Here is a 26045-nt window from a genome sequence, read left to right as displayed (position 1 = left end):
ATAAAGGGACTATAGGGGGCGGCTTAGATCGAATGAAATTACGAATTGGAATGAGTAGTTACTCAATGGAATAACGCCGTGGAAAAGCAAATATCAAAAAATGCTTAACACGCGAAATTTCGGGCATTTAGGAGCAATTCAAATTGTGTCTACCCGATCACAGTTTCATACTATGCGGGTTAAAATTTTGCTCTGTTTTTAAGGACTCACTATGTTTTCCGCAATGCGCCACCGATTCGTTGCCCTGGCGCTCGGCGTTTGCTTTATCCTTCCGGCTCAGGCAAAAAATCAATCTTACGGTGAAATAGCCAGTATGCAGGCGCGGCATATTGCGACGGTCTTTCCGGGCCGTATGACCGGAACCCCAGCCGAGATGCTCTCGGCAGACTATATTCGTCAGCAGTTTGCGGATATGGGCTATGAGAGCGACATTCGCGCTTTCCACAGCCGCTACATCTATACCACACGCAATAAAACGCAGAACTGGCATAACGTAACCGGCAGCACGGTCATTGCGGCGCACGAAGGAAAGGCGGCTGAGCAGATTATTATTATGGCGCACCTTGATACCTACACGCCGTTGAGCGACGCCGATGTCGATAATAACCTCGGCGGGCTGACGCTTCAGGGACTGGATGACAATGCGGCGGGTCTGGGCGTGATGCTTGAGCTGGCCGAACGCCTGAAGAATATTCCGACGAAATACAGCATTCGCTTTGTTGCGACCAGCGGCGAAGAAGAAGGAAAACTCGGCGCTGAGAATCTCCTTAAGCGCATGAGCGCTGAGGAGAAGAAAAATACGTTGCTGGTGATTAACCTCGATAATCTGATCGTGGGGGATAAGCTCTATTTTAATAGCGGACAGAGCACGCCGAGCAGCGTACGTAAACTCACCCGCGACCGCGCGCTGGCGCTTGCCCGCACGCATGGCGTCTATGCCGCGACAAATCCGGGCGGTAACCCGCAGTATCCTAAAGGCACAGGCTGCTGTAATGACGGTGAAGTGTTTGATAAGGCGGGCATTCCGGTGCTTTACGTCGAGGCGACGAACTGGGCGCTGGGCAAAAAAGATGGCTATCAGCAGCGCAGCAAATCGAAAGCCTTTCCGGACGGGACCAGCTGGCATGATGTGCGGCTGGATAATCAGCAGCACATTGATAAAGCGCTGCCGCAGCGGATTGAGCACCGCAGCCGGGATGTCGTGAAAGTGATGCTGCCGCTGGTGAAGGAGCTGGCGAAAGCGGGGAAAGCCTGATGTCGTTAAGCCCGGTGGCGGCTACGCCTTACCGGGCCTACGTTTTGTGCCGTTGTAGGCCCGGTAAGCGCAGCGCCACCGGGCGAAAAAACATTACCCTTCGTGCAGCCCGCACTCGCGCTTCAGCCCAAAGAATCGCGTCTCTTCTTCCGCCATTCCCGGTTCCCATTTACGCGTGGTGTGGGTGTCGCCTACCGACAGGTAGCCTTGATCCCACAGCGGATGGTACTTCAGCCCGTGCTTTTGCAGATACTGGTACACCGTGCGGTTATCCCAGTCGATGATCGGCAGCACTTTGAACACGCCGCGCTGCACCGCCAGCACCGGCAGCGTTGCCCGGCTCCCGGACTGCTCGCGGCGCAGGCCCGCGAACCAGGTCTGAGCGTTCAGCTCTTTCAGCGCCCGGTTCATCGGCTCGACCTTGTTGATCTCATTGTATTTCTCAATGCCCTCAACGCCCTGTTCCCACAGCTTGCCGTAGCGCGCCTCCTGCCAGGCCGCGCTTTCCGTCGCGCGGTAAACTTTGAGGTTCAGCTTGAGCTTGTCCGTCAGCTCGTCAATAAACTGGTAGGTCTCCGGGAACAGATAGCCGGTATCGGTGAGGATCACCGGAATGTCCGGGCGGATCCGATTCACCAGGTGCAGGCTGACCGCCGCCTGGATGCCAAAGCTTGACGACAGCACATAGTCACCCGGCAGGTTTTCCAGCGCCCACGCCACGCGCCCTTCGGCGTCGAGTTTTTCCAGCTGGGCGTTGGTTTCTGCCAGGGCCAGAATGCGTTCGACTTTTGGCAGGTCATTTAGGGCGTTTAGATCGAGTACGGACATAAGAACCTCGTTTGCCTGTTTTGCCGGGCGGCACTGCGTTTGCCCGGCCTACAAAACCCGTAGGCCCGGTAAGCGAAGCGCCACCGGGCAAAGGATGCGTTACTCCCAGAAATCCCTTGCGGGATCGAGCACCGGGCGAATGATGCCCGCACGCACCGTAAAGTCGCCGAAGCCTTCACCCGCTTCGCGCTCTTTCGCCCAGCGCCCGACAAGCTCGTCGATGGAATCAAGAATTTCCGGTTCCGTAATATTTTCACGGTACATACGCGGAATGCGCGTCCCCATACGGTTGCCGCCAAGGTGCACGTTGTAACGACCCGGCGCTTTGCCCACCAGACCCAGCTCGGCCAGCATCGCGCGACCGCAGCCGTTCGGGCAGCCGGTGACGCGCATAACAATATGCTCGTCCGGAATACCGTGCTTTTCCAGAATCGCTTCCACTTTATCAGTGAAGGACGGCAGGAAACGTTCCGCTTCGGCCATCGCCAGCGGGCAGGTCGGGAACGACACGCAGGCCATCGAGTTTTCACGCTGCGGTTTAACCGCATTCATCAACCCATGATCGCGCGCCAGCTTCTCGATCTTCGCCTTCTGGCTTTCCGGCACGCCGGCAATAATCAGGTTCTGGTTGGCGGTAATGCGGAACTCGCCTTTATGGATCTTAGCAATTTCCAGCAGACCGGTTTTCAGCGGGCGGCCCGGATAATCCAGAATACGACCGTTTTCAATAAACAGCGTCAGGTGCCATTTATTATCGATACCTTTCACCCAGCCAATGCGATCGCCGCGACCGGTGAATTCGTAAGGGCGGATCGGCTCAAACTTGATCCCCGCGCGACGCTCCACTTCTTCTTTGAACGTCTCGACGCCTACACGCTCCAGGGTGTATTTGGTTTTCGCGTTTTTACGGTCGGTACGGTTGCCCCAGTCGCGCTGGGTAGTAACCACCGCCTCAGCCACGGCCAGCGTGTGCTCCAGCGGCAGGAAGCCGAACTCGCTCGCGGTGCGGGCGTAGGTTTTCTTGTTCCCATGCTCGATGGACAAACCGCCGCCCACCAGCAGGTTAAAGCCGACCAGCTTGCCATTTTCGGCAATCGCCACGAAGTTCATGTCGTTGGCGTGCAGGTCGATATCGTTCTGCGGCGGGATAACCACCGTGGTCTTGAATTTGCGCGGCAGGTAGGTCTGACCGAGGATCGGCTCTTCGTCCGTGGTCGCGACTTTCTCCTGATCGAGCCAGATCTCCGCATAGGCACGCGTGCGTGGCAGCAGGTGCTCGGAGATCTTCTTCGCCCACTCGTACGCTTCGGCGTGCAGCTCGGACTCATACGGGTTCGAGGTGCAAAGCACGTTACGGTTCATGTCGTTGGCGGTCGCCAGCGCGTCCAGCCCCACGGAGTGCAGCATCTGGTGCACCGGCTTGACGTTTTTCTTCAGAATGCCGTGGAACTGGAAGGTCTGACGGTTAGTCAGACGGATGCTGCCGTAAATCGTGTTTTCACCGGCAAACTTGTCAATCGCCTGCCACTGTTTGGTGGTGATGATGCCACCCGGCAGGCGGCAGCGCAGCAGCATCGCATGACGCGGCTCCAGCTTCTGTTCGGCACGTTCGGCGCGGATATCGCGGTCGTCCTGCTGGTACATACCGTGGAAACGGATCAGCAGAAAGTTGTCGCCTTTGAAACCGCCGGTCAGGCCGTCATTTAAATCTTCGGCAATGGTACCGCGCAGGTAGTTGCTCTCTACCTTCATGCGCTCGGCATCAGACAGTTTGCCTTCGACCACCAGTGGGCCAGGATGTTTTTCGCTCATTAGTAGACATCTCGCTGATAACGGCGCTCTACGCGCAACTCACTTAAAAATTCATCCGCCGTTTCGGCATCCATACCGCCGAATTCGGCAATCACTTCCAGCAGTGCCTGCTCAACGTCTTTCGCCATGCGATTGGCGTCGCCGCAGACATAAATGTGGGCACCGTCATTGATCCAGCGCCACAGCTCTGCGCCCTGTTCGCGCAGTTTGTCTTGTACGTATACTTTTTCTTTCTGATCGCGGGACCAGGCCAGATCGATGCGGGTCAGCACGCCCTCTTTGACGTAGCGCTGCCATTCAACCTGGTAGAGGAAATCTTCAGTAAAATGCGGGTTGCCGAAGAACAGCCAGTTTTTACCCGGCGCCTCGTCCGCTGCACGCTGCTGCATAAAGGCGCGGAACGGTGCGATGCCGGTGCCCGGGCCAATCATGATCACCGGCGTTTCCGGGTTTGCCGGCAGGCGGAAGTTGTCGTTGTGTTCGATAAAGACGCACACCTCGCCCTCTTCTTCCACGCGGTCGGCCAGGAAGCCCGACGCCCCGCCCGCCCGCGCGCGGCCTTCGATGTCGTAACGCACCACGCCAACGGTGATGTGGACTTCGTTTTCCACTTCCGCCTGTGAAGAGGCGATGGAGTAAAGACGCGGCGTCAGCGGACGCAGCAGGCCGATCAGCGCGTCGGCATCCAGCTGTGCCGGGGAGAAACGCACCATGTCGACAATCGGCGTCGTCGCGGCGTAATGCTGTAACTTCACCTTGTCCCCCACCAGCGGCAGAAGGGACTCGCTGCGCGTTAAGGTGGCGTAGTTTTCAACGATATTGGCGGTGTTCACCGTCAGCTCGAAATGCCACTGAAGCGCCTCAGAGAGCGGTAAGGTTTTACCTTCCACCTGGACCGGCTCCGTGCCTTTCAGCCACAGCAGCTCGACCAGCTCTTTCACCAGCGCCGGATCGTTCTGATACCAGACGCCCAGCGCATCGCCAGGCTGATAACGCAGGCCGGAGTCACCGAGATCGATTTCGATATGGCGCACGTCTTTTTCCGAATCACGGCCCGTGATTTTCTGGTTTACCGACAGGCTCGCCGTCAGCGGCGCCTCTTTCGTGTAAGGGCTGGTGTGGATTTCGTTGACGGTGCCCGCTGCGGTAACGGCGGCTTGCGCTGGCGTCTCTTTCGGGACGCGGGCCTTCAGCACCTCAACGATGCGCGTCCGCCATTCGGCGGCGGCGGCCTGGTATTCGACATCAGCGTCTACGCGATCCAGCAGGCGCTCTGCACCCAGCTCCGCCAGCTTGCTGTCGAAGTCTTTACCGGACTGGCAGAAAAATTCATAGGACGTATCACCGAGGCCGAAGACGGCAAAGGCGGTGCCCTCCAGCCTGGGCGCTTTTTTCGAGAACAGGAACTTATGCAGCGCGACGGCTTCTTCCGCAGGCTCACCTTCCCCCTGCGTTGACGCCACCACCACCAGCAGTTTTTCTGACGCGATCTGTTTGAATTTATAATCCCCGGCGTTGACCAGGTTGACGTTCAGCTTCGCGGCGAGCAGGTCATCACGCAGCGCTTCGGCCACACGACGGGCATTACCCGTTTGCGAAGCGGAGATAAGCGTGATGGCAGGAATTTCAACGGCCGTTGGCGGGACGCCAGCCACAGCACCCGGCTGCTGATTGAGCATTCCCCAGAAATAGCCGGAGACCCAGGCGAGCTGGGTGGGTGAAAAATCGGAAGTCGCGGCCTGGAGGCGCGCCAGTTGCTCCGGGTTAAGGGGAAGCAAATTTGAAGGTGGGGCCTGTGTTGTCATGCGTCGTTATGTTCCAGTAGCAAAGCGGACTTTAAGCGAATAAATCCAAACTGAAGATAAGGTTAACGGCGGGGATAATAACAATTAAAGAAGGGATGGAAATAATAAATAACCAAATGGACTAACCTGTTTTAGTTATCGTTCTTAACGATAAAAGCGATTAAATAACTATCTGAAATAAAACAATAAAGGCCGATAAACACCATGAATACGAGGCGGTGACCGTTCAAAGCCGTTTTAGTTAATGATAAAAATTGTGCTTTCCGGTACTATGCGGCGGTTTTTTCCGCATTCCTGAGAGCTATGATGTCCACCACACTGTTTAAAGATTTCACCTTCGAAGCCGCACACCACCTTCCACACGTTCCTGCCGGGCACAAATGTGGCCGCCTGCATGGACACTCGTTTATGGTGCGTCTTGAAATCACCGGTGAAGTCGATCCCCATACGGGCTGGATCATGGACTTTGCCGAACTGAAGGCTGCGTTTAAGCCGACCTACGATCGTCTCGATCACTACTACCTGAATGATATTCCGGGCCTTGAAAACCCGACCAGCGAAGTGCTGGCGAAATGGATTTGGGATCAGATGAAACCGCTGGTGCCGCTGCTGAGCGCGGTGATGATCAAAGAGACCTGCACGGCAGGCTGCGTCTACCGCGGGGAGTGAATCTCCTCCGTTGCGGCCTCACGAGGCACGAGCGGCGTAAACTCGTAGAGCACCAGCGCATTACTCTCCAGTGATTCACTCAGTTGCCAGCCGTCATAAAGGCGTTCATCGCGTACGGAAAGCGTTGGACGCGCTTTATGCGCTATCCAGCGCCACATCTCTTCATCAGGGCCGCTTTCGCTGCCAACCCCTTCAAGTAACGGATAGAGCGCGCCGTTGTGCTGATCAAACAGATGACATTTAATTCGCCATTTACCGCACATTCCCTTCAGGTGTAAATGATACTGCTGGCGAAAACGCTGGATGAATGCTTCTTCACTGGAAAGCAGCGGATTAAAAACCACCACATTACGCAGCAACAGCTGATAACCATTGAGATGGCGCGTAAGCAGGACACGCTTATCATTGACCAGCACCTCGCCCCGCAGACGTTGCCAGAGCCAGAGTACCCAATAAACCGGACGCGGCAGACCATGGTTATACTGTAGCGCCAGGCTTGATGTATCGATGGTGTTGTTCGCACGGGCTTCTCCCTGAAGGCCCGAATTGAGCCAGAATCCCGCCAGCCAGACCTGCTCCGAAAGCCCGAGCAGGTTCTGCATCAGCAACGCCCCACGAAAAAACCAGCCGTTTGTCGCCCGCGTGTTGCCGGTGAGGGTATTCCAGGAGAGAAGCCAGACGGGAAGCGAACATTTACGCAAGCGAAGGGCAGCGAGGATCTGGCGGACCTTCAGTATCGGATAATTTTCCGTTGAGGAGAGAGGGGTTGCCCCCAGTTGCGCGGGATCGAGAAGCTCATTGGCATCGGCCGAACAGGCAAGAAAATCGGCCTGCATCAGGATGGCTGAACTGAACAGGGTATCGTCGCTTACGCCCGCGCTGACGGGGGCAAATCGGTGCCATAAACCAAACTTTGCCTGCGGAAGATAAGTTCGTATTGCCTTTTGCTGGGCCAGCCAGACCTGCTCCCGGGTCTCCTCACTCGCCTGTGTTGACCAGTGCATGACGAAGTGCCAGCCCGCGGTGATCTCTGGCGAAAAATGATTAACCGACTGTTGTAAAAAACGGGTAAGAAGATCGCGACGGGTCGTTACGCCGGTGTGCAGTAGCACCGTCCACTGCTTTTTTGCCAGCCAGGTGAAGAGCTGATGCAGATTGTACCAGCAGGCGTAGCCCGCCATCTGGGGGTCATCCCACCCGGTGGCAAACAGACGACTGCTGAGAAAAGGTTCGGCGATATCAATTCCCTCAATGGGAATGGCCTCATTTATCGCCTCCAGATTTTGTCGGACGTCCTCACGCAGCAAATCGTCGAGTTCACGCAGGGTAATGACCACCCGCATACGGCGCAGCGAGGCAGAAAGAGGATTAAGCTGCTCAAGATCCAGGCTCTGCTCCTGCTGCGGATGAACGATGAGCGGCGAGGCTCCCCAACCGCGCGCCACCGGTTCATTGATCAGGCTAAACAGCTTGTCCACGGCGACCGGATAGCGCTGCTCACGCCTGTCCGTCCGAATACGTGCCGCCTCCGGGTGCTGGCGCCGGGCCTTACGAAACTCACCCGGGGACATATTGTGAACACGCCTGAACCGATCGCTCATCATACGCGTGCTGGCGAAACCCTGCTCAAGCGCAATCTGGTGCAGCGGTCGGTTCGTCAGCCGGAGAGCGTCGGCCGCCTTTTCCAGCCGCAGGTGGGTGATGTACTGCATGAAACTGATCCCCACCTCCTTGCGAAAGAGACGAGAGAGCCAGGCTTCAGAGACATATTCACTCGCGGCGATTTCCGCAAGCGTAATACGGCGGGAATAACTGGCATTGATCCGCTCTATCACCCGGGCGATGCGTTTGCTGTGCGCTGAGGAAAGTTCCCGGGACAGCATACGGGCAGGCTGTTGAAAGCGGCTGGTCAGCAACAGCAATATCTCGCTCAGCCAGCGGTACGCCTCCAGCCGGTAGCGGTGCGGGTCGTTGATGAGGGTGACCACAAGAAGCTGGCGCAGCAGATCGCGAAGCGCATCGCATTGGGGCCAGACGCCTCCGGCTTCTGCCGGTACAGCATAATCATGGGCAAAAAAATCATTGCAGAGCTGGACGACCCAGCGCCCGGAAAGGGTTACGCGCAGGGTGACATTTGCCGTTTCGCTCGTGAACTGCCAGCGCCGATGACGGTTGATGATAGCAAGGGTATTGGCCTCCAGGATGTCATGTCCCACATCGGTGTTCAGCTCTGCCCGCCCTTCCAGCACCCAGAGCAACGTTAGCGTATCGCCTTCATCCTCCACGCAGTGGCGAATGTCCTGAATCTCTATCCAAAACTCATCTCCCCGTTGCGCCATCTTACCCCTCACCAAAGACAAAAAATGACCTGATCTTTTTTGTCATAACTGAATTGTATGAAAAACAATCAAAATAAAGCCGTCGCTTTACAACAAAAAAATGCATTTTCAGGCGGGACGATCGTCATAGACTCGAAATTATCATCGTTTGGCAGAAAAAGGATAACAAAAATGACACATCCAATTATCGAAGCTCTGCGTGGCAACGAAGCCCGGTTCACTGAATTACGTCACTATTTTCATCAGCATCCTGAAATTGGTTTTGAGGAGCACAACACGAGCGATCGCGTTGCAGCGCTGCTTCAGGAATGGGGATATGAGGTTCATCGCGGCCTGGCGAAAACCGGTGTGGTCGGCACACTGAAGGTGGGTAACGGGCATAAACGCCTGGGCCTGCGCGCCGATATGGATGCGCTGCCAATGCAGGAAAACAACGGCAAGGCGTGGAGCAGTACCGTTGAGGGTAAATTCCACGGCTGCGGTCATGACGGCCACACAACAACGCTCCTGTATGCAGCGGAGTACCTGGCACGCACCCGCAATTTTAACGGCACGCTGCACCTTATTTTTCAGCCCGCGGAAGAACTTCTGTATGGCGGACGCGTTATGGTAGAGGACGGTTTGTTTGACCTGTTCCCCTGCGACCACATCTTTGGCCTGCACAATATGCCGTCACAGCCCCTCGGAAAAATTGGTCTGCGCGATGGCGCCATGATGGCCTCTTCCGACACCCTTCATATTGAGGTTAACGGCGTAGGTGGTCACGGCGCGGTGCCAGAACATACCGTTGACGCCACCCTGGTTGCCTGTCATATCACTATCGCGTTGCAGTCCATTGTTTCGCGCAATATCACCCCTTTTCAGCCTGCCGTCGTTACCGTAGGCAGCATTCAGGCCGGACATGCCCCCAACATTATCAACGACAAAGTATTGATGAAACTTACCGTGCGCACGCTGGATGAACGCGTGCGGCAAACCGTGCTACAGCGTATCCATGATATCGCCGTTGCACAGGCGGAAAGTTTCAATGCGACGGCCACCATTCGACACATTAACGGCAGCCCGGTGCTGAAAAACAATCCGCAAGCCAACGAGATGGTGCGCAGCGTCGCCACCGATCTGTTCGGTCAGGATGCCGTCGCGGAGATCAATGCGTTTATGGGCAGCGAGGACTTTGCTTTCATGCTCGAGAAAAATCCCAATGGATGCTATTTCACGCTTGGCGCCGGGGATGAGCCTGACCGCTGCATGGTACATAACCCGGGCTACGACTTTAACGACAACATTCTCCTCACCGGCGCGGCGCTGTGGGCCGCACTGACCGAACACTATTTGCGCTGATTCGCACCTTCCCGGGAGGGCTGCACTATGAGTACCGTTTCCCTGACAGGCGCATCCGCCTACGCCGGTAACGATCGGCTGCTGGCGGGTATCGTCATGAGCGTTCTGACATTCTGGCTGTTTGCCCAGTCGGTTATCAACGTGGTTCCGGCCATGCAGAATAGCCTCGATATTGCCCTCGAAACCCTTACGCTGGCCGTCAGCCTTAGCGCGTTGTTCAGCGGCTGTTTTGTCGTCGCCTGCGGTGGGTTTGCCGATAAGTTTGGGCGCATGCGCCTGACCATGATTGGCCTGATCCTGAGCATGATCGGGAGTGGTCTGCTGTTCATTTCATGGGAGCCCGTCCTGTTTCTGTTGGGACGAGCGATACAGGGGCTATCAGCGGCCTGCATTATGCCCGCCACGCTGGCGCTGATTAAAACCTGGTATGAAGGTAAAGCACGCCAGCGCGCAATCAGTTTCTGGGTTATCGGTTCATGGGGCGGGAGTGGCCTGAGCTCGTTTGTGGGAGGCGCCATCGCCACCACGCTGGGCTGGCGCTGGATTTTTATTTTGTCGATGGTGGTAGCGCTGGTCGCGCTATTGCTTATCCGCGCCACGCCGGAAAGCCGCAGCCCTAATGCGTGTCGACACAAACTGGATATCAGCGGCCTGGTGAGTTTTGTCCTTATGCTGGTGCTGTTCAATCTGTTTATCAGCAAAGGACACAGCTGGGGCTGGAGCAGCAGTTTATCGCTTCTTGTACTGTGTGGAGCCGTGATTGCACTGATGTGTTTTGTCGTTACCGGGCGGCGGAAAGGCGATGCGGCGCTGATCGATTTCGCCCTGTTTAAAAACCGGGCCTATAGCGCCTCGGTATTCTCAAATTTCCTGCTCAACGGCTGCATTGGCACCATGATGATTGCCAGCATCTGGTTGCAGCAAGGCCATCATCTGTCACCGCTACAGACCGGCATGATGACGCTGGGGTATCTGGTTACCGTACTGGCGATGATCCGGGTGGGTGAAAAACTGCTTCAGCGCTATGGCGCCAGGCTGCCGATGATGACCGGCCCGCTGCTGACCGCAACAGGTATTTCGCTGATTTCATGCACCTTCTTAAGCAAAGAGGTCTACATTGTTACCGTTTTTCTGAGCAATATTTTATTCGGGCTGGGGCTCGGATGTTACGCCACGCCCTCAACGGACACGGCGGTAATGAATGCCCCTGAAAACAAAGTGGGGGTGGCTTCTGGGATCTATAAGATGGGCAGTTCCCTGGGCGGCGCCATGGGGATCGCGGTCACCGCATCGCTGTACGCGCTATGGCTGCCGATGGGAACGGCCAGTGCCGCGCAGTATGCCTTGCTTTTCAACAGTGCGATTTGCCTTGGGTCGGCAGTCGTGACCTGGGCTTTACTGCCAACAACAAAAGCCCCGCGTTAAGCGGGGCCACAAAAGTATCAGGCAATGTTCAGATATTTGTGCGTCTGCATCGACAGCCGCCAGTTGCGGGCGATACAGGTTTCAATGCACAGACGGGTCGCATCGTCTTTCTGGCTGATAGGCTGTAGCGCGATCACGCGCTGCTTTTCGTCCGTCAGCGTCGCCAGCAGTTCATCCAGCGCTTCGATGTCACGCACGCGCCCCACCGGATGTTTGATCTCATCAGCACGCTCAAGCGCCTGCGACAGTACGTCATACCCGCCGCGCATATTCACTTTCGGTGAAACCGTTACCCACGTTGAATGGGAGCAGCGCACTTCATGGGTGCCGCTGGTTTCGATCTGACAGCTATAGCCGTTCTTCTCGAGCAGTTCGGTGAGCGGCATCAGATCGTGAATGCAGGGTTCCCCGCCGGTGATCACCACATGCCGCGCCGTCCAGCCCTGACGACCAATAATGGCAAGCAGATCTTCCGCGCTGCCCGCGCCCCATTTATCGCTCTCTTTGGTTTTCGCCAGAATGCTGAATAGCGACACTTCCCGATCTGCGAGCTTATCCCACGTATGTTTGGTATCACACCAGGCGCAGCCAACCGGGCATCCCTGTAAACGAATAAAGATAGCGGGAACGCCGGTAAAGTAACCCTCGCCTTGCAGGGTCTGGAACATCTCGTTAATCGGGTACTGCATAGTCAACTCTGTTAAGGGGATAAACGATAAGTATCGCAGATCCCCGTCAGATGATCATGCTCCATCGGTGCTTTGCGCGCCAATTGCCGCCATAAACCGTTCCGTAATTTGCTGTGGTCGGGTGATCGCCCCGCCGACGACAACCGTGTGCGCCCCCAGCGCCAGACACCTGGCCGCGCGTTCAGGCGTATCCACGTTACCTTCAGCAATCACGGGGATCGTGACGGCAGACAGCACCTCTTTCAAAAACGCGCAGTCATTTTCCGGTAGCGAATGGCCCGCAGTCTCCGCCGTATAACCGTAAAGGGTGGTTCCGACGCAATCAAACCCCAGCGCCTGCGCGGCCACGGCCTCCTGCACGGTGGCAATATCCGCCATCAGCAGCAGCGAAGGGTAACGGGTGCGGATCTGCGCGATCAGCATGTCCAGCGATCCGCCACCGGGCCGTTTCCGGGCGGTCGCATCCAGCGCAACGATCTCCGGGCCGACCGCCATCAACTCATCCACTTCTTTGAGCGTTGCGGTGATGAACACCTCGCTGTCCGGATAGTCTCGTTTGATGATGCCGATTACCGGCAGTGAGACCAGCCCTTTGATAGCCTCAATATCCACCACGCTATTGGCGCGGATCGCAGCGGCACCGCCCTGGGCCGCCGCCAGCGCCATTCGCGACATAATAAACGGGCTGTGCAGCGGTTCGTTTTCCAGCGCCTGGCAGGAGACGACCAGTTTTCCTTTCAGGTTATCCAGTACAGTTTTCATTACGATAAGATCTCTTCTACTTCGTTTTTGATAATGGTGACGTGCGGGCCATAGATGACCTGGACCCCGTTGCCGCGGACGATTACGCCGCGGGCGCCGGTCGCTTTCAGTGCAGATTCATTGACTTTGCTACCGTCTTTCACCGTGACGCGAAGGCGCGTGGCGCAGCAGTCAACGTCATCCAGATTGTCTTTTCCTCCCAGCCCGGCGATCACCGCCGCGGCGCGCTCGCTTTGCGGCAGGGTAGCCTCGTCAGCCAACGCCTCCTTTTCACGGCCCGGCGTGGCAAAATCAAAACGTTTGATCAGATAGCGGAAGGTACAGTAGTAAAGGAAGAACCACGGTACGCCCACCAGCGGGACGAACATCCAGTTAGTTTTCGCTTCCCCCTGCAAAATGCCGAACAGCACGAAATCAATAAACCCGCCGGAGAATGTTTGTCCGATGGTGATGTGCAGCATGTGCGCGAGCATGAACGCCAGCCCGTCAAACAGCGCATGAATGACGTACAGCACCGGGGCAATAAACAGGAATGAGAACTCTATGGGCTCGGTAATTCCCGTCAGGAATGAGGTTAACGCCGCAGAGAGCAGCAGCCCGGCAACCCGCTTTTTGTTCTCCGGCCTGGCCGTGTGGTACATCGCAAGGCAGGCGCCGAGCAGACCAAACATCATGGTAATAAAGCGCCCGGACATGAAGCGCGACGTGCCCTCATAGAAATGCTGCGTGTTCGGGTCGGCGAGCTGGGCGAAGAAGATCCGCTGCGTGCCCTCAACCAGGTGACCGTTAACAATTTCACTGCCGCCAAGCGCGGTGGTCCAGAACGGAAGATAGAAGATGTGATGCAAACCAAACGGGCCAAGCATGCGCAGGATGAAGCCGTACAGCAAAGTCCCCAGATAGCCGGTGGCATCCACCAGCCCGCCGAGGCCAAAGATCAGCTTCTGAAAATGCGGCCAGACCACGGTCATCAGCGCGCCGACGAGTATCGCCGCCAGTGAGCTGATAATGGGAACGAAGCGTGAGCCGCCAAAAAAGCCCAGGAATTGCGGAAGCGCAATTTTATTAAACCGATGATGCAGTGCGCAGGTCACCAGCCCAATAACTACCCCACCAAACACGCCCGTTTCAAGCGTCTGAATACCCAGCGTCATGCCCTGCCCTACGGCGCCCGGGTTCTCATGCGCCAGTTTTCCGGTCAGGATCAGCAGCGCATTGATAGTGGCATTCATCACCAGATAAGCGAGCAACGCCGCCAGCCCTGCCGTGCCTTTATCATTTTTCGCCAGCCCAACGGCGACCCCAACAGCAAACAGTACCGACAGGTTTGCAAACACAATCGAGCCTGCGCTGCTCATGATGGTAAAGATGGCCTGTAGCCAGCCAACGTCTAAAAATGGATACGCAGTAAGCGTATTTGGATTCGATAGCGCCCCGCCGATCCCCAGCAACAGACCTGCTGCGGGCAGTATGGCGATGGGTAACATAAAGGATTTGCCGAAGCGCTGCGCTTTTTCAAACCATCCGCCGGAAGACGCTCCGCTGAACATTTGCATCATTTTTTTATCCCCCTGGTTATTGATGAAAATTTTTACCACATATATTTTTAATTGTGAAAATTACCACCAAAAACCAGGACACCGATCATACTTTTTCGAAATGACTGGCATCTTTCCCCCGCTTTCCGCCACACTAGTTGGCAGAGAAACGCATTAAGGATCTAGCATGTCGGACCATGAAAACCTGCTGCTGAAGCTACGCCAGGAGGCTTCCGGGTACAGCCCAACGCAACAAAAACTGGGGGAGTTTGTCCTCAACGATCCTGCCAGGGTGCTCTACCTGACGATCACCGAGCTGGCGCGTGAAAGCGGCACCAGCGAGGCCAGCGTCACACGCCTTTGCCGCACGCTGGGCTGTAAGGGATATAACGAATTTAAAATGGCGCTTGCGCTGGATATTCAGCAGGGTTTGCCGGAGCGTCAGGCAGGAGATGCAATAGATAACGTGGTGGATGAGTCTGTCCAGGCGCTGCAAGATACCGCAAAACTCCTTGACCGGGCCCAGCTTGAACAGGCGACACTGGCCCTGCATCAGGCGCAGTCAGTGCAAATTTACGGAGTGGCGGCCAGCGCGATTCTGGGGGAGTATTTGCATTACAAGCTGCTGCGACTCGGCAAACCTGCACAGCTGTTTAGCGATATGCATCGCGCCGCCATGAACGCGACGACGCTCTCGAAAGAGACGCTGGTGGTGGCCATCTCAAGTTCCGGCTCTACACGGGATCTGCTTCACGTGGTGAAACTCGCCCGCAAGCGCGGCGTTAAGGTACTGGCGCTCAGCAATACGCCCCGCAGCCCGCTGGCCTCCCTGAGCGATTTACAGCTGGTTGCAGCCAAACCCGAGGGACCGCTGAGCGCGGGTGCGCTCAACGCCAAGGTTGGCGTGATGCTACTGGTTGAACTGCTAACCACGTCCCTTATTGCAGTAGACAGCCATTACGGTGACGTTAGCCAGCAAACGGCAAGCGCCACGTTGCCGCTTCTGCTATAGAAAACAAAAAACCCGCCGAAGCGGGTTTTTTCATAAGAACGAAGGTTCAGGCTTATGCCTGGCCTTTGATCTCTTTACGACCGTTGTAAGGTGCTTTTTCGCCCAGCGCTTCTTCGATACGAATCAGCTGGTTGTATTTAGCAACACGGTCAGAACGGCTCATAGAACCGGTTTTGATCTGGCCAGCAGCGGTACCAACAGCCAGGTCAGCGATGGTAGCATCTTCAGTTTCGCCAGAACGGTGAGAGATAACCGCGGTGTAGCCAGCGTCTTTCGCCATTTTGATCGCAGCCAGCGTTTCGGTCAGAGAACCGATCTGGTTGAATTTGATCAGGATGGAGTTAACGATGCCTTTCTCGATGCCTTCTTTCAGGATCTTGGTGTTGGTTACGAACAGATCGTCACCAACCAGCTGGATTTTGTCGCCCAGTACTTTGGTCTGGTATGCGAAACCATCCCAGTCAGACTCGTCCAGACCGTCTTCGATAGAAACGATTGGGTACTGTTTGGTCAGGTCTTCCAGGAAGTGGGTGAATTCTTCAGAGGTGAACGCTTTGTTGCCTTCGCCGGCCAGAACGTATTTACCGTCTTTGTAGAATTCAGATGCTGCGCAGTCCATCGCCAGGGTGATGTCTTTGCCCAGCTCGTAGCCTGCTGCTTTAACTGCTTCAGCGATAACAGCCAGTGCTTCTGCGTTAGAACCCAGGTTTGGCGCGTAGCCGCCTTCGTCACCAACAGCCGTGTTCATGCCTTTAGCTTTCAGAACTTTAGCCAGGTTGTGGAACACTTCAGAACCCATACGTACCGCTTCTTTCAGGGTTTTCGCGCCAACTGGCTGAATCATGAATTCCTGAATATCAACGTTGTTGTCTGCGTGCTCACCACCGTTGATGATGTTCATCATTGGTACAGGCATGGAGTATTTGCCTGGGGTGCCGTTCAGTTCAGCGATGTGCTCGAACAGTGGCATGCCTTTAGCTGCCGCTGCCGCTTTGGCGTTCGCCAGGGAAACGGCCAGGATTGCGTTCGCACCGAAGTTAGATTTGTTTTCAGTACCGTCCAGATCGATCATGATCTTGTCGATGCCAGCCTGATCTTTAGCATCTTTGCCAACGATAGCCTGAGCAATAGGACCGTTAACAGCGCCAACCGCTTTCAGTACGCCTTTGCCCATGAAACGGGATTTGTCGCCATCACGCAGTTCCAGCGCTTCGCGGGAACCTGTAGAAGCACCTGATGGAGCCGCTGCCATACCGACGAAACCACCTTCCAGATGAACTTCAGCTTCAACGGTCGGGTTACCACGGGAGTCGATGATTTCACGACCGATGACTTTAACGATTTTGGACATTAGATTTTCCTCAGTACAAGTTAAACTAAAACTCCAGACAAACAACGCGTACCAAAGGTACGCGTTGCCGTTCTAACTTTTTTTACTTCGCCTGACGCTTCTGGTACTCGCTGGCGGCTTTCACGAAGCCTGCAAACAGCGGATGCCCGTCACGCGGCGTTGAAGTAAATTCCGGGTGGAATTGGCAGGCCACGAACCACGGATGGTTAGGCACTTCGATGATCTCGACTAACTGATCATCCCCGGAACGGCCCGCAACACGCAGACCCGCAGCTTCAATTTGTTTCAACAACATGTTGTTGACTTCATAGCGGTGACGATGGCGCTCGGTGATGACCGGCTCGCCGTACAGCTTGCGTACCACGCTATCGTCGGACAGCTGGCATGCCTGTGCGCCAAGACGCATGGTGCCACCCAGATCGCTCTTCTCGGTACGGACTTCGACGTTACCGTCTTCGTCGCGCCATTCCGTAATCAGCGCCACAACAGGGTACTTACAGTCTGGCACAAATTCCGTAGAGTTCGCGTTTTCCATTCCCGCTACGTTGCGCGCAAATTCAATCAGCGCAACCTGCATACCCAGGCAGATACCGAGGTATGGAATATTGTTTTCACGCGCATAGCGTGCAGTGGCGATCTTGCCTTCAACACCACGGTAGCCGAAGCCGCCAGGGATGAGGATAGCATCCAGATCTTTAAGAATTTCAACGCCGCGCGTCTCCACATCCTGTGAATCAATCAGCTTGATGTTCACAGAGACGCGATTCTTCAGACCACCGTGTTTCAGCGCTTCGATAACTGACTTGTAGGCATCCGGCAGTTCGATGTACTTGCCGACCATACCGATAGTCACTTCGCCGCCCGGATTGGCTTCTTCGTAAATCACCTGCTCCCATTCAGACAGGTTAGCTTCCGGACAGTTCAAGCTGAATCGTTTACAAATATAATCGTCCAGACCCTGTGATTTCAACAGGCCCGGGATTTTATAAATGGAATCGACATCTTTCATTGAAATAACGGCTTTTTCAGGCACGTTACAGAACAATGCAATTTTCGCGCGTTCGTTCGCCGGAATCGCGCGATCGGAACGGCAAACCAGGATGTCAGGCTGAATACCGATGGAGAGCAGCTCTTTAACAGAGTGCTGAGTCGGTTTGGTTTTCACTTCACCTGCTGCTGCCATGTAAGGCACCAGCGTCAGGTGCATGAACAGCGCGTGCTCACGACCAATATCTACCGCCAACTGACGAATCGCTTCGAGGAACGGCAGGGATTCGATATCCCCTACGGTACCGCCGATTTCAACCAGCACAACGTCATGCCCTTCGCCACCGGCAAGGACACGCTCTTTAATGGCGTTAGTGATGTGTGGGATGACCTGCACGGTCGCGCCCAGGTAGTCACCACGGCGCTCTTTACGCAGAACGTCAGAGTAGATACGGCCAGTCGTAAAGTTGTTACGACGGGTCATTTTGGTACGGATGAAACGCTCGTAGTGGCCAAGATCCAGATCGGTTTCAGCGCCGTCTTCAGTAACGAACACTTCCCCGTGTTGGGTTGGGCTCATGGTGCCAGGATCGACGTTGATGTACGGATCCAGTTTCATCATGGTCACATTGAGGCCACGGGCTTCAAGAATGGCTGCGAGGGAGGCTGCGGCAATGCCTTTACCCAGAGAGGATACGACCCCGCCGGTCACAAAAATATAGTTCGTTGTCATGCTGAACCTGAGAAGTTAGGGTGAAACGATGGAATAACCAGGACGGGAAAGTAGTATACCCGAACACGACGAGCGCCACAAACTTTCATTCTCCGTCTCCACTCCAGGCCATGACAAACATAAGGAGTGAGAAAATAGCCCCTTTTGGGTAAATGTTTTTGACGCAAATCAAGCGCTTGTCATTTAAAAAATCACACAAATTGCGCTTGATCGCAAAATCTCGTTAGAGATCATGTTCCTGGCGTTTTACTTCCTGCCAGACTTCTTCCATCGCGTCGAGGTCAATCCCGCTCATTTCCAGGCCGCGCGAGGCCACAATCCGCTCAACTTCGCGAAAGCGTCGTTCGAATTTAATGTTTGCTTTTTGCAGGGCGGTTTCCGCTTTTACACCGAGGTGGCGCGAAAGGTTGACGGTCGCAAACAGCAGATCGCCCATCTCCTCTTCCAGCTTTGCTTCATCCACAACGGCCTGCTGCGCTTCATGCATCACTTCGTCGATCTCTTCGTGCACTTTTTCCAGCACCGGGCCGAGAGAGTTCCAGTCAAACCCTACCGCCGAGCAGCGCTTTTGAATTTTGTGCGCGCGCATCAGCGCGGGAAGGTTCAGGGGAATGTCGTCCAGCGCCGAGTGCTGGGATTTTTCAGCGCGTTCGGCGCTTTTTATCTGCTCCCAGCGCGCCAGCACTTCCGCACTGTTGCCTGCGGAGGCATCGCCAAAAATATGCGGATGACGACGCTCCAGCTTGTCGCTGATAGCGGCGCAGATATCGTCAAAGTTAAAGCGCCCCTCTTCCTGCGCCATCTGCGCGTAGAACACAACCTGGAACAGCAGGTCGCCCAGCTCACCGCGCAGGTCGTCGAAATCTTCGCGCGAAATCGCGTCCAGCACTTCGTAGGTCTCTTCCAGCGTGTAAGGCGCAATGGTGGCGAAAGTCTGCTCTTTATCCCACGGGCAGCCGTTTTCCGGGTCGCGCAGGCGTTTCATGATGCCAAGCAGGCGGTCGATTTGAGTCATAACAGATTCCATTAAATGCCTGAGCCGGGTGGCGGCGTTGCCTTACCCGGCCTACAGAAGAGGATGTTTAGCCGCCGTGCAGACGACGCGCGTCAATCACATCCGGCACCTGGTTCAGTTTGCCGAGTACGCGGCCCAGCACCTGAAGGTTATAGATTTCGATAGTCATATCGATGGTGGCAAGCTGCTCGCGGGTATCGCTGCGGCTGGCAACGCCCAGCACGTTGACCTTCTCGTTGGCGAGAATGGTGGTGATGTCGCGCAGCAGGCCGCTGCGGTCGTTGGCAGTGACGCGCACCACCAGCGAGTAACCCGCCGAGTAGCTCTCCCCCCAGACGGCTTCCACGATACGTTCCGGCGCATGCGATTGCAGCTCTGCAAGCTGATCGCAGTCGGAGCGGTGAATCGAGATCCCACGCCCCTGGGTGATAAAGCCGACAATATCGTCTCCCGGGATCGGCTGGCAGCAGCGGGCAATATGGTGCATGAGGTTACCCACCCCTTCAACCACCACGCGGCCATTGTCCTTGCTGCGCTGCTGCGGAGCGTAGGTTTTCTGCTGGAGCTGTTTCAGCGCCGCCGCATCCTGCTCCGCTGCGCTTGGCTTGTTGAACTGCGCTTGCAGGAAGTTCACCATCTGGTTCAGGCGGATATCGCCGCCACCAATCGCCGCTAACAGTTCGTCGAGCTCGTTGAAGTTGTAGCGTGGCAGCAGGAACTTCTCCGCCTCTTTCAGGCTTATCCCGATATGTTCCAGCTCGTCGTCCAGGATCTGACGACCGGCAAGGATGTTCTTGTCACGATCCTGCTTGCGGAACCAGGCGTGGATTTTAGAGCGCCCACGGCTGGTGGTAACGTAACCGAGGTTCGGATTCAGCCAGTCGCGGCTTGGGTTTGGCTGCTTCTGGGTGATGATTTCAATCTGATCGCCCATCTGGAGCTGGTAGGTAAACGGTACGATACGTCCGCCGATCTTCGCCCCGATGCAACGGTGCCCCACATCGCTGTGGATGTGGTAGGCGAAATCGAGCGGCGTGGAGCCTGCCGGCAAATCAACAACATCCCCTTTCGGGGTAAAGACGTAGACGCGATCGTCGAAGACCTGACTGCGCACTTCGTCGAGCATTTCGCCGGAGTCGGCCATCTCTTCCTGCCACGCAATCAGCTTACGCAGCCAGGCGATACGGTCCTCGTGACCGGAGCGACCGCCGCCGGAGGTACCCTCTTTGTATTTCCAGTGCGCCGCCACGCCCAGCTCGGCGTCTTCGTGCATCTGTTTGGTACGGATCTGAATTTCCACCGTTTTGCCGCCAGGGCCGAGCACCACGGTATGAATAGACTGATAGCCGTTTGGTTTGGGGTTGGCGACGTAGTCATCGAACTCATCCGGCAGATGGCGGAAGTGAGTATGCACTATCCCCAGCGCGGCATAGCAGTCCTGGAGACGCTCCGCCACGATACGTACGGCGCGCACGTCAAACAGCTCGTCAAAGGCGAGATGTTTCTTCTGCATTTTGCGCCAGATGCTGTAGATGTGCTTCGGACGCCCGTAGACCTCGGCGCGCACATTCTCCTCTTTCATCGACTGGCGCAGCCCGCCGACAAATTCCTCGATATAGTGCTCGCGGTCAATGCGGCGTTCGTGCAGCAATTTTGCAATGCGTTTGTATTCCGCCGGATGCAGGTAGCGGAAGCAGTAATCTTCCAGCTCCCACTTCAGTTGCCCGATACCGAGACGGTTCGCCAGCGGCGCATAGATATTCGTACACTCTTTAGCGGCCAGGACGCGCTCGTCTTCCGGCGCATCCTTCACTTCACGCAGATGGGCAACCCGTTCGGCCAGCTTGATAACCACGCAGCGGAAATCATCTACCATCGCCAGCAGCATGCGACGGACGTTATCCACCTGCTCGGAAGAGACAGAGTCCGTTTGCGCGGCTTTAAGCTGACGAATGGCTGCCATGTCACGCACGCCGTGGATAAGCGCCACGACGGACTGGCCGACGCTTTCACGCAGGACGTCTTCCGTCACCACGTCGGCGTCCGCCAGGGGGAACAGCAGTGCGGCCTGTAGCGTTTCGATGTCCATGTTCAGCATGGAGAGAATTTCAACCATCTCCACGCCGCGCCACAACAGCAGTTCAGCGTCCGGATGCCCCTGCGTTGTGCGTAAACAATAGGCCCAGGTTTCGGTTAAGCGTTCACACGACTGCTGGCTGGAAATCCCCAGACTTGCGATCCATTTTTGAGGGTCAAACTCACCAGCTTTATTTAAATGTGCACTTCTTACCGCAACCATCGTCCTCTCCTTTAGGGACAAGGGCCTGTCGAAGTCGACAAGCCAAACTCATTAGATGTGCTCGAACAACACCATCGATTCCAGATGACCAGTGTGCGGGAACATGTCCAGCATTGCCAGACGTCGAATCTGGTAACCCCCGCTCAATAATGCTTCGCTGTCACGGGCAAGCGTCGCCGGGTTACAGGAAACATAGACCACGCGTTCAGGCGCGAGTTTAATTATATGCTGCATCACGCCCGGCGCACCTGCGCGCGCCGGGTCGAGCAGGATCTTATCAAAGCCCTGCTTAGCCCACGGTTGCTGAGTAACATCATCCTCAAGATTTTGATGAAAGAATGTCACATTTTGCAAGCCGTTCTGTTGGGCGTTTTCCTGGCCTTTCACCACCAGCGCCTCAACGCCTTCCACCCCGACCACGCTTGCTGCTTTGCGGGCCAGCGGCAGGGTAAAGTTCCCCATACCGCAGAACAGATCGAGCACCCGATCGGTGGGCTGTACGTCCAGCCACGCCAGCGCGTTCGCTACCATCTGCTGGTTCACGCCGTCGTTAACCTGGATAAAATCCCGCGGGCTGAACGTTAAGCGTAGCCCGTCTGACGCATACCAGGGCGCTTCTCCGCTGACCTGCTCAAGTATCTCGCTTTGCGGCGCGAGGAAAAGCGCAAGCTCATGAGAATGCGAAAAGCGTTCCAGTTTTTCGCGATCTGCCTTTGACAGCGGCGCGGTGTGGCGCAGTACCATCAGCGGGCCACTGTTGGCCAGCACCAGTTCGACATGGCCCAGCGAACGCACGCCATCCAGCGATGCAAGACAGTGGTGCACGTCCGGGAGCAACGCCTCAAGATGGGGCACCAAAACAGGGCACTGCGTGACAGAGACGATATCGCTGGAGCCGGCTTTGCGAAAACCCATCTCCAGCCGCTCGGTTTTGGACTGGTAGCTGAGGCTCAGGCGAGCGCGGCGACGGTAGCCCCAGGGCCGATCGGCAATGATGTCATTCACGTCGTGTCCGACCAGGCGGGCCAGCGCGCTGCTTTTACTTTTTTGCTGTAATTCTGTGCTGGCATGCTGTTGCTGGCAGCCACCGCAGACGCCAAAATGGGGGCAGCGAGGCATCACGCGCTCCGGGCTATCATTAAGACGGCGCTTGACCTGACCGCGCGCATACTGACGTTTTTCTTCCGTCAGCGTAATATCTGCGCGTTCTCCTGGCAGCAAACCTGTGATAAACAGTGTCTTACCCTTGTGACGCGCCACCCCCTGTCCAAAAGGATCGAGGTCCGTGGCTTCAACAGTTATGATCTGACGCGTCGTCACGCGTCGTTTTGCAGAGTAGAATTGCGCCATCGCCGAGATTGTTCTCAAATAAACATAATTAGCCTGATTGTCCCATAACGGAACTCCATGACCAACTACAGCCTGCGCGCGCGCATGATGATTTTGATCCTCGCTCCTACCGTTCTCATCGGTTTGCTGCTGAGCATTTTCTTTGTGGTGCATCGCTATAACGATTTGCAGAGACAGCTTGAAGATGCCGGGGCCAGCATTATCGAACCGCTGGCCGTCTCCAGCGAGTACGGTATGAACCTGCAAAACCGTGAATCCATTGGTCAGTTAATCAGCGTGCTGCACCGCCGTCATTCAGAGATCGTGCGCGCCATTTCCGTTTACGATGAGCATAACCGTCTGTTCGTCACCTCGAATTTCCATCTGGATCCCACGTCGCTGAAAATTCCGGATGGTACCCCCTTCCCGCGTCATCTTACGGTGTTGCGGCGCGGCGATATCATGATCCTGCGCACGCCGATTATCTCCGAAAGCTATTCACCCGATGAATCCGCCCAGTCCGATGCGAAGTCCAGCAATAATATGCTGGGATATGTGGCGCTGGAGCTGGATCTTAAGTCGGTACGGCTCCAGCAGTACAAAGAAATATTCATCTCCGGCGTGATGATGCTGTTCTGTATCGGCATCGCGCTGATCTTCGGCTGGCGACTGATGCGCGACGTCACGGGGCCTATCCGCAACATGGTGAATACCGTTGACCGGATCCGCCGGGGTCAGCTCGACAGCCGCGTGGAAGGCTTTATGCTCGGCGAGCTGGATATGCTGAAAAATGGCATCAACTCAATGGCGATGTCGCTGGCGGCTTATCACGAAGAGATGCAGCACAACGTTGACCAGGCCACCTCTGACCTGCGCGAAACGCTGGAGCAGATGGAGATCCAAAACGTGGAGCTGGATCTGGCGAAAAAACGTGCGCAGGAGGCGGCACGTATTAAGTCTGAGTTCCTGGCGAACATGTCGCACGAGCTGCGCACGCCGCTGAACGGGGTGATTGGCTTCACCCGTCTGACGCTCAAAAGCGAGCTGAACCCGACCCAGCGTGACCATCTGCATACCATTGAACGCTCAGCCAACAACCTGCTGACCATTATTAACGACGTACTGGACTTCTCGAAGCTGGAAGCGGGCAAGCTGATTCTGGAGAGTATTCCCTTCCCGCTGCGCAGCACGCTGGATGACGTGGTCACGCTTCTTGCCCACTCATCGCATGATAAGGGTCTGGAACTGACGCTCAATATTAAAAATGATGTGCCGGATAACGTTATTGGCGACCCGCTGCGCCTGCAACAGGTCATTACCAATCTGGTGGGCAACGCGATTAAGTTCACCGAGAGCGGCAACATCGACATTCTGGTCGAAAAAAGGGCGCTCAGTAATAACAAAGTCCAGATTGAAGTGCAGATCCGGGATACCGGCATCGGTATTCCGGAGCGCGATCAGACGCGTCTGTTCCAGGCTTTCCGCCAGGCCGATGCGAGCATTTCCCGTCGTCACGGCGGAACGGGCCTGGGGCTGGTGATCACCCAAAAGCTGGTGAAAGAGATGGGAGGCGATATCTCCTTCCACAGCCAGCCTAACCGGGGCTCAACCTTCTGGTTCCATATCAACCTTGATCTTAACCCTAACGTGCAGACCGACGGCCCGGTCACCGGCTGCCTGAAAGGGATGCGTCTGGCCTATGTGGAACCGAACGCCGCGGCGGCGCAGTGTACGCTGGATGTATTAAGCAGCACGCCGCTGGAGGTAATCTACAGCCCGACCTTCTCCGCGCTGGCGAACGATCATTACGATATCCTGTTGTTGGGGATTCCGGTGACGTTTACCGGAGAACTGACCATGCAGCAGGAACGCCTGGCGAAGGCGGCCTCAATGACGGACTACCTGCTGCTGGCGCTGCCGTGCCACGCCCAAATCAACGCCGAAGAGCTGAAAAACGACGGAGCGGCGGCGTGTCTGCTGAAACCCCTCACCGCCACACGACTGTTACCTGCGTTGACCGAATATTGCCGTCTGACGCATCAGTCCCTGCCGCTGGAAAACGACGAACATAAGCTGCCGATGACGGTGATGGCCGTGGACGATAACCCGGCGAACCTGAAGCTGATTGGCGTGCTGCTTGAGGATCAGGTTCAGCATGTTGAGCTGTGTACCAGCGGCGCCGAAGCCGTGGAACAAGCCAAACAGATGCAGTTCGACCTGATCCTGATGGATATTCAGATGCCGGGCATGGATGGCATCCGCGCCTGCGAGTTGATTCGCCAGCTTCCGCACCAGCAGCAGACGCCGGTGATTGCCGTGACGGCGCACGCGATGGCGGGGCAAAAGGAGAAACTGCTGGGTGCGGGCATGAACGATTATCTGGCGAAACCGATCGACGAAGAGAAGCTGCACAGCCTGCTGCTGCGCTACAAGCCGGGGCACATTGGCGGGACATACACCATTACAGCTGAATCGCCGGAGATCAGCGTTAACCAGAATGCCACGTTTGACTGGCAACTGGCGCTGCGCCAGGCGGCAGGCAAACCCGATCTGGCCCGCGATATGCTGCAAATGCTGGTGGACTTCCTGCCTGAGATCCGTAACAAGGTTGAAGAACAGCTGGTGGGTGAAAACCCCGAAGGACTGCTGGAAGCCATTCATAAACTGCATGGCAGCTGCGGCTACAGCGGCGTACCGCGGTTGAAAAATCTCTGCCAGTTGCTTGAACAGCAGCTCCGCGCGGGTACGCCAGTATCCGATCTCGAACCGGAGTTCCTGGAGCTGCTGGACGAGATGGACAACGTGACGCGGGAAGCAATGAAGGTGTTGGGGAGCTAAGACCAAAGCCCGGTGGCG

The 26045-nt window shown here is 56.0% G+C and carries 18 protein-coding genes; 6 read left to right on the top strand and 12 right to left on the bottom strand.

Features of this window, described 5'->3' with window-relative positions:
- Positions 1 to 211 precede the first annotated feature (211 nt).
- The gene (locus SK54_RS06750) at positions 212 to 1255 is read left to right on the top strand and encodes an aminopeptidase (RefSeq protein WP_015571715.1); all 1044 of its coding nucleotides are present in this window, start codon (positions 212 to 214) and stop codon (positions 1253 to 1255) included.
- Between the two features lie 93 nt (positions 1256 to 1348).
- Here the strand turns inward: SK54_RS06750 and cysH are convergent, their stop codons facing one another.
- From cysH to cysJ, 3 genes are all read right to left on the bottom strand, one after another.
- Entirely contained in the window at positions 1349 to 2083 is a 735-nt protein-coding gene (gene cysH, locus SK54_RS06745) for a phosphoadenosine phosphosulfate reductase (RefSeq protein WP_017382820.1), read from the bottom strand.
- Between the two features lie 99 nt (positions 2084 to 2182).
- Positions 2183 to 3895, bottom strand: coding sequence for an assimilatory sulfite reductase (NADPH) hemoprotein subunit (gene cysI, locus SK54_RS06740; RefSeq protein ID WP_015571717.1), 1713 nt, complete (start codon positions 3893 to 3895; stop codon positions 2183 to 2185).
- Entirely contained in the window at positions 3895 to 5700 is a 1806-nt protein-coding gene (gene cysJ, locus SK54_RS06735) for an NADPH-dependent assimilatory sulfite reductase flavoprotein subunit (protein ID WP_048246944.1), read from the bottom strand. Before cysJ ends, cysI begins: the two co-directional genes overlap by 1 nt.
- A 303-nt stretch (positions 5701 to 6003) precedes the next feature.
- On the opposite strand from cysJ, the gene queD reads away from it, so the two are divergent.
- Positions 6004 to 6369 (top strand): 6-carboxytetrahydropterin synthase QueD, encoded by a 366-nt coding sequence (queD, locus tag SK54_RS06730; protein ID WP_006811776.1) that lies wholly within the window; start codon positions 6004 to 6006, stop codon positions 6367 to 6369.
- Here queD and SK54_RS06725 read toward each other — a convergent pair.
- Entirely contained in the window at positions 6354 to 8708 is a 2355-nt protein-coding gene (locus SK54_RS06725; protein ID WP_048246942.1) for a helix-turn-helix domain-containing protein, read from the bottom strand. The two genes, queD and SK54_RS06725, sit on opposite strands and share 16 nt — an antisense overlap.
- A gap of 171 nt (positions 8709 to 8879) precedes the next feature.
- On the opposite strand from SK54_RS06725, the gene SK54_RS06720 reads away from it, so the two are divergent.
- Positions 8880 to 10049 (top strand): M20 aminoacylase family protein, encoded by a 1170-nt coding sequence (locus SK54_RS06720; protein ID WP_048246941.1) that lies wholly within the window; start codon positions 8880 to 8882, stop codon positions 10047 to 10049.
- Positions 10050 to 10076: 27 nt separating this feature from the next.
- Complete coding sequence (locus tag SK54_RS06715) at positions 10077 to 11474, top strand: MFS transporter (protein WP_048246938.1); 1398 nt, start codon at positions 10077 to 10079, stop codon at positions 11472 to 11474.
- Between the two features lie 17 nt (positions 11475 to 11491).
- Here SK54_RS06715 and queE read toward each other — a convergent pair whose 3' ends face one another.
- The 3 genes from queE to SK54_RS06700 are packed head-to-tail and all read right to left on the bottom strand — an operon-like array spanning position 11492 to position 14484.
- Positions 11492 to 12163, bottom strand: coding sequence for a 7-carboxy-7-deazaguanine synthase QueE (gene queE / locus SK54_RS06710; RefSeq protein WP_006811780.1), 672 nt, complete (start codon positions 12161 to 12163; stop codon positions 11492 to 11494).
- Positions 12164 to 12217: 54 nt separating this feature from the next.
- The gene (locus tag SK54_RS06705) at positions 12218 to 12925 is read right to left on the bottom strand and encodes an N-acetylmannosamine-6-phosphate 2-epimerase (RefSeq protein WP_017692753.1); all 708 of its coding nucleotides are present in this window, start codon (positions 12923 to 12925) and stop codon (positions 12218 to 12220) included.
- Positions 12925 to 14484 carry a maltose/glucose-specific PTS transporter subunit IIC gene (locus tag SK54_RS06700; protein ID WP_017382825.1) on the bottom strand — a complete coding sequence of 520 codons (1560 nt, stop codon included), beginning with the start codon at positions 14482 to 14484 and terminating at the stop codon, positions 12925 to 12927. The genes SK54_RS06705 and SK54_RS06700 overlap by 1 nt, the downstream gene beginning before the upstream one ends.
- A gap of 166 nt (positions 14485 to 14650) precedes the next feature.
- Here SK54_RS06700 and SK54_RS06695 point away from each other — a divergent pair, with 166 nt between their 5' ends.
- Positions 14651 to 15475 carry a MurR/RpiR family transcriptional regulator gene (locus tag SK54_RS06695; RefSeq protein WP_015571725.1) on the top strand — a complete coding sequence of 275 codons (825 nt, stop codon included), beginning with the start codon at positions 14651 to 14653 and terminating at the stop codon, positions 15473 to 15475.
- A 52-nt stretch (positions 15476 to 15527) separates the two neighbouring features.
- Here SK54_RS06695 and eno read toward each other — a convergent pair whose 3' ends face one another.
- The 5 genes from eno to rlmD all read right to left on the bottom strand — a co-directional run bounded on the left by eno (position 15528) and on the right by rlmD (position 23210).
- Entirely contained in the window at positions 15528 to 16826 is a 1299-nt protein-coding gene (eno, locus tag SK54_RS06690; protein WP_006811784.1) for a phosphopyruvate hydratase, read from the bottom strand.
- An 82-nt stretch (positions 16827 to 16908) separates the two neighbouring features.
- Complete coding sequence (pyrG, locus tag SK54_RS06685; protein WP_003862718.1) at positions 16909 to 18546, bottom strand: glutamine hydrolyzing CTP synthase; 1638 nt, start codon at positions 18544 to 18546, stop codon at positions 16909 to 16911.
- 223 nt (positions 18547 to 18769) lie between these two features.
- Positions 18770 to 19561 carry a nucleoside triphosphate pyrophosphohydrolase gene (gene mazG, locus SK54_RS06680; RefSeq protein WP_017382826.1) on the bottom strand — a complete coding sequence of 264 codons (792 nt, stop codon included), beginning with the start codon at positions 19559 to 19561 and terminating at the stop codon, positions 18770 to 18772.
- A 67-nt stretch (positions 19562 to 19628) separates the two neighbouring features.
- Positions 19629 to 21860: a GTP diphosphokinase gene (gene relA / locus SK54_RS06675; RefSeq protein WP_032654831.1), complete on the bottom strand. Its 2232-nt coding sequence runs from the start codon at positions 21858 to 21860 to the stop codon at positions 19629 to 19631.
- Between the two features lie 51 nt (positions 21861 to 21911).
- Positions 21912 to 23210 (bottom strand): 23S rRNA (uracil(1939)-C(5))-methyltransferase RlmD, encoded by a 1299-nt coding sequence (gene rlmD, locus SK54_RS06670; RefSeq protein WP_023295343.1) that lies wholly within the window; start codon positions 23208 to 23210, stop codon positions 21912 to 21914.
- Between the two features lie 57 nt (positions 23211 to 23267).
- On the opposite strand from rlmD, the gene barA reads away from it, so the two are divergent.
- Positions 23268 to 26027, top strand: a complete 2760-nt coding sequence (barA, locus tag SK54_RS06665; RefSeq protein WP_048246936.1) for a two-component sensor histidine kinase BarA — start codon at positions 23268 to 23270, stop codon at positions 26025 to 26027.
- Positions 26028 to 26045: the final 18 nt, after the last annotated feature.

The sequence above is a fragment of the Enterobacter sp. MGH120 genome (assembly GCF_001037725.1).
Lineage (GTDB): Bacteria > Pseudomonadota > Gammaproteobacteria > Enterobacterales > Enterobacteriaceae > Enterobacter > Enterobacter hormaechei_C.
The sequence above is the reverse complement of the archived record's forward strand: the minus strand, read 5'-3'. Positions and strand labels throughout refer to the sequence as shown.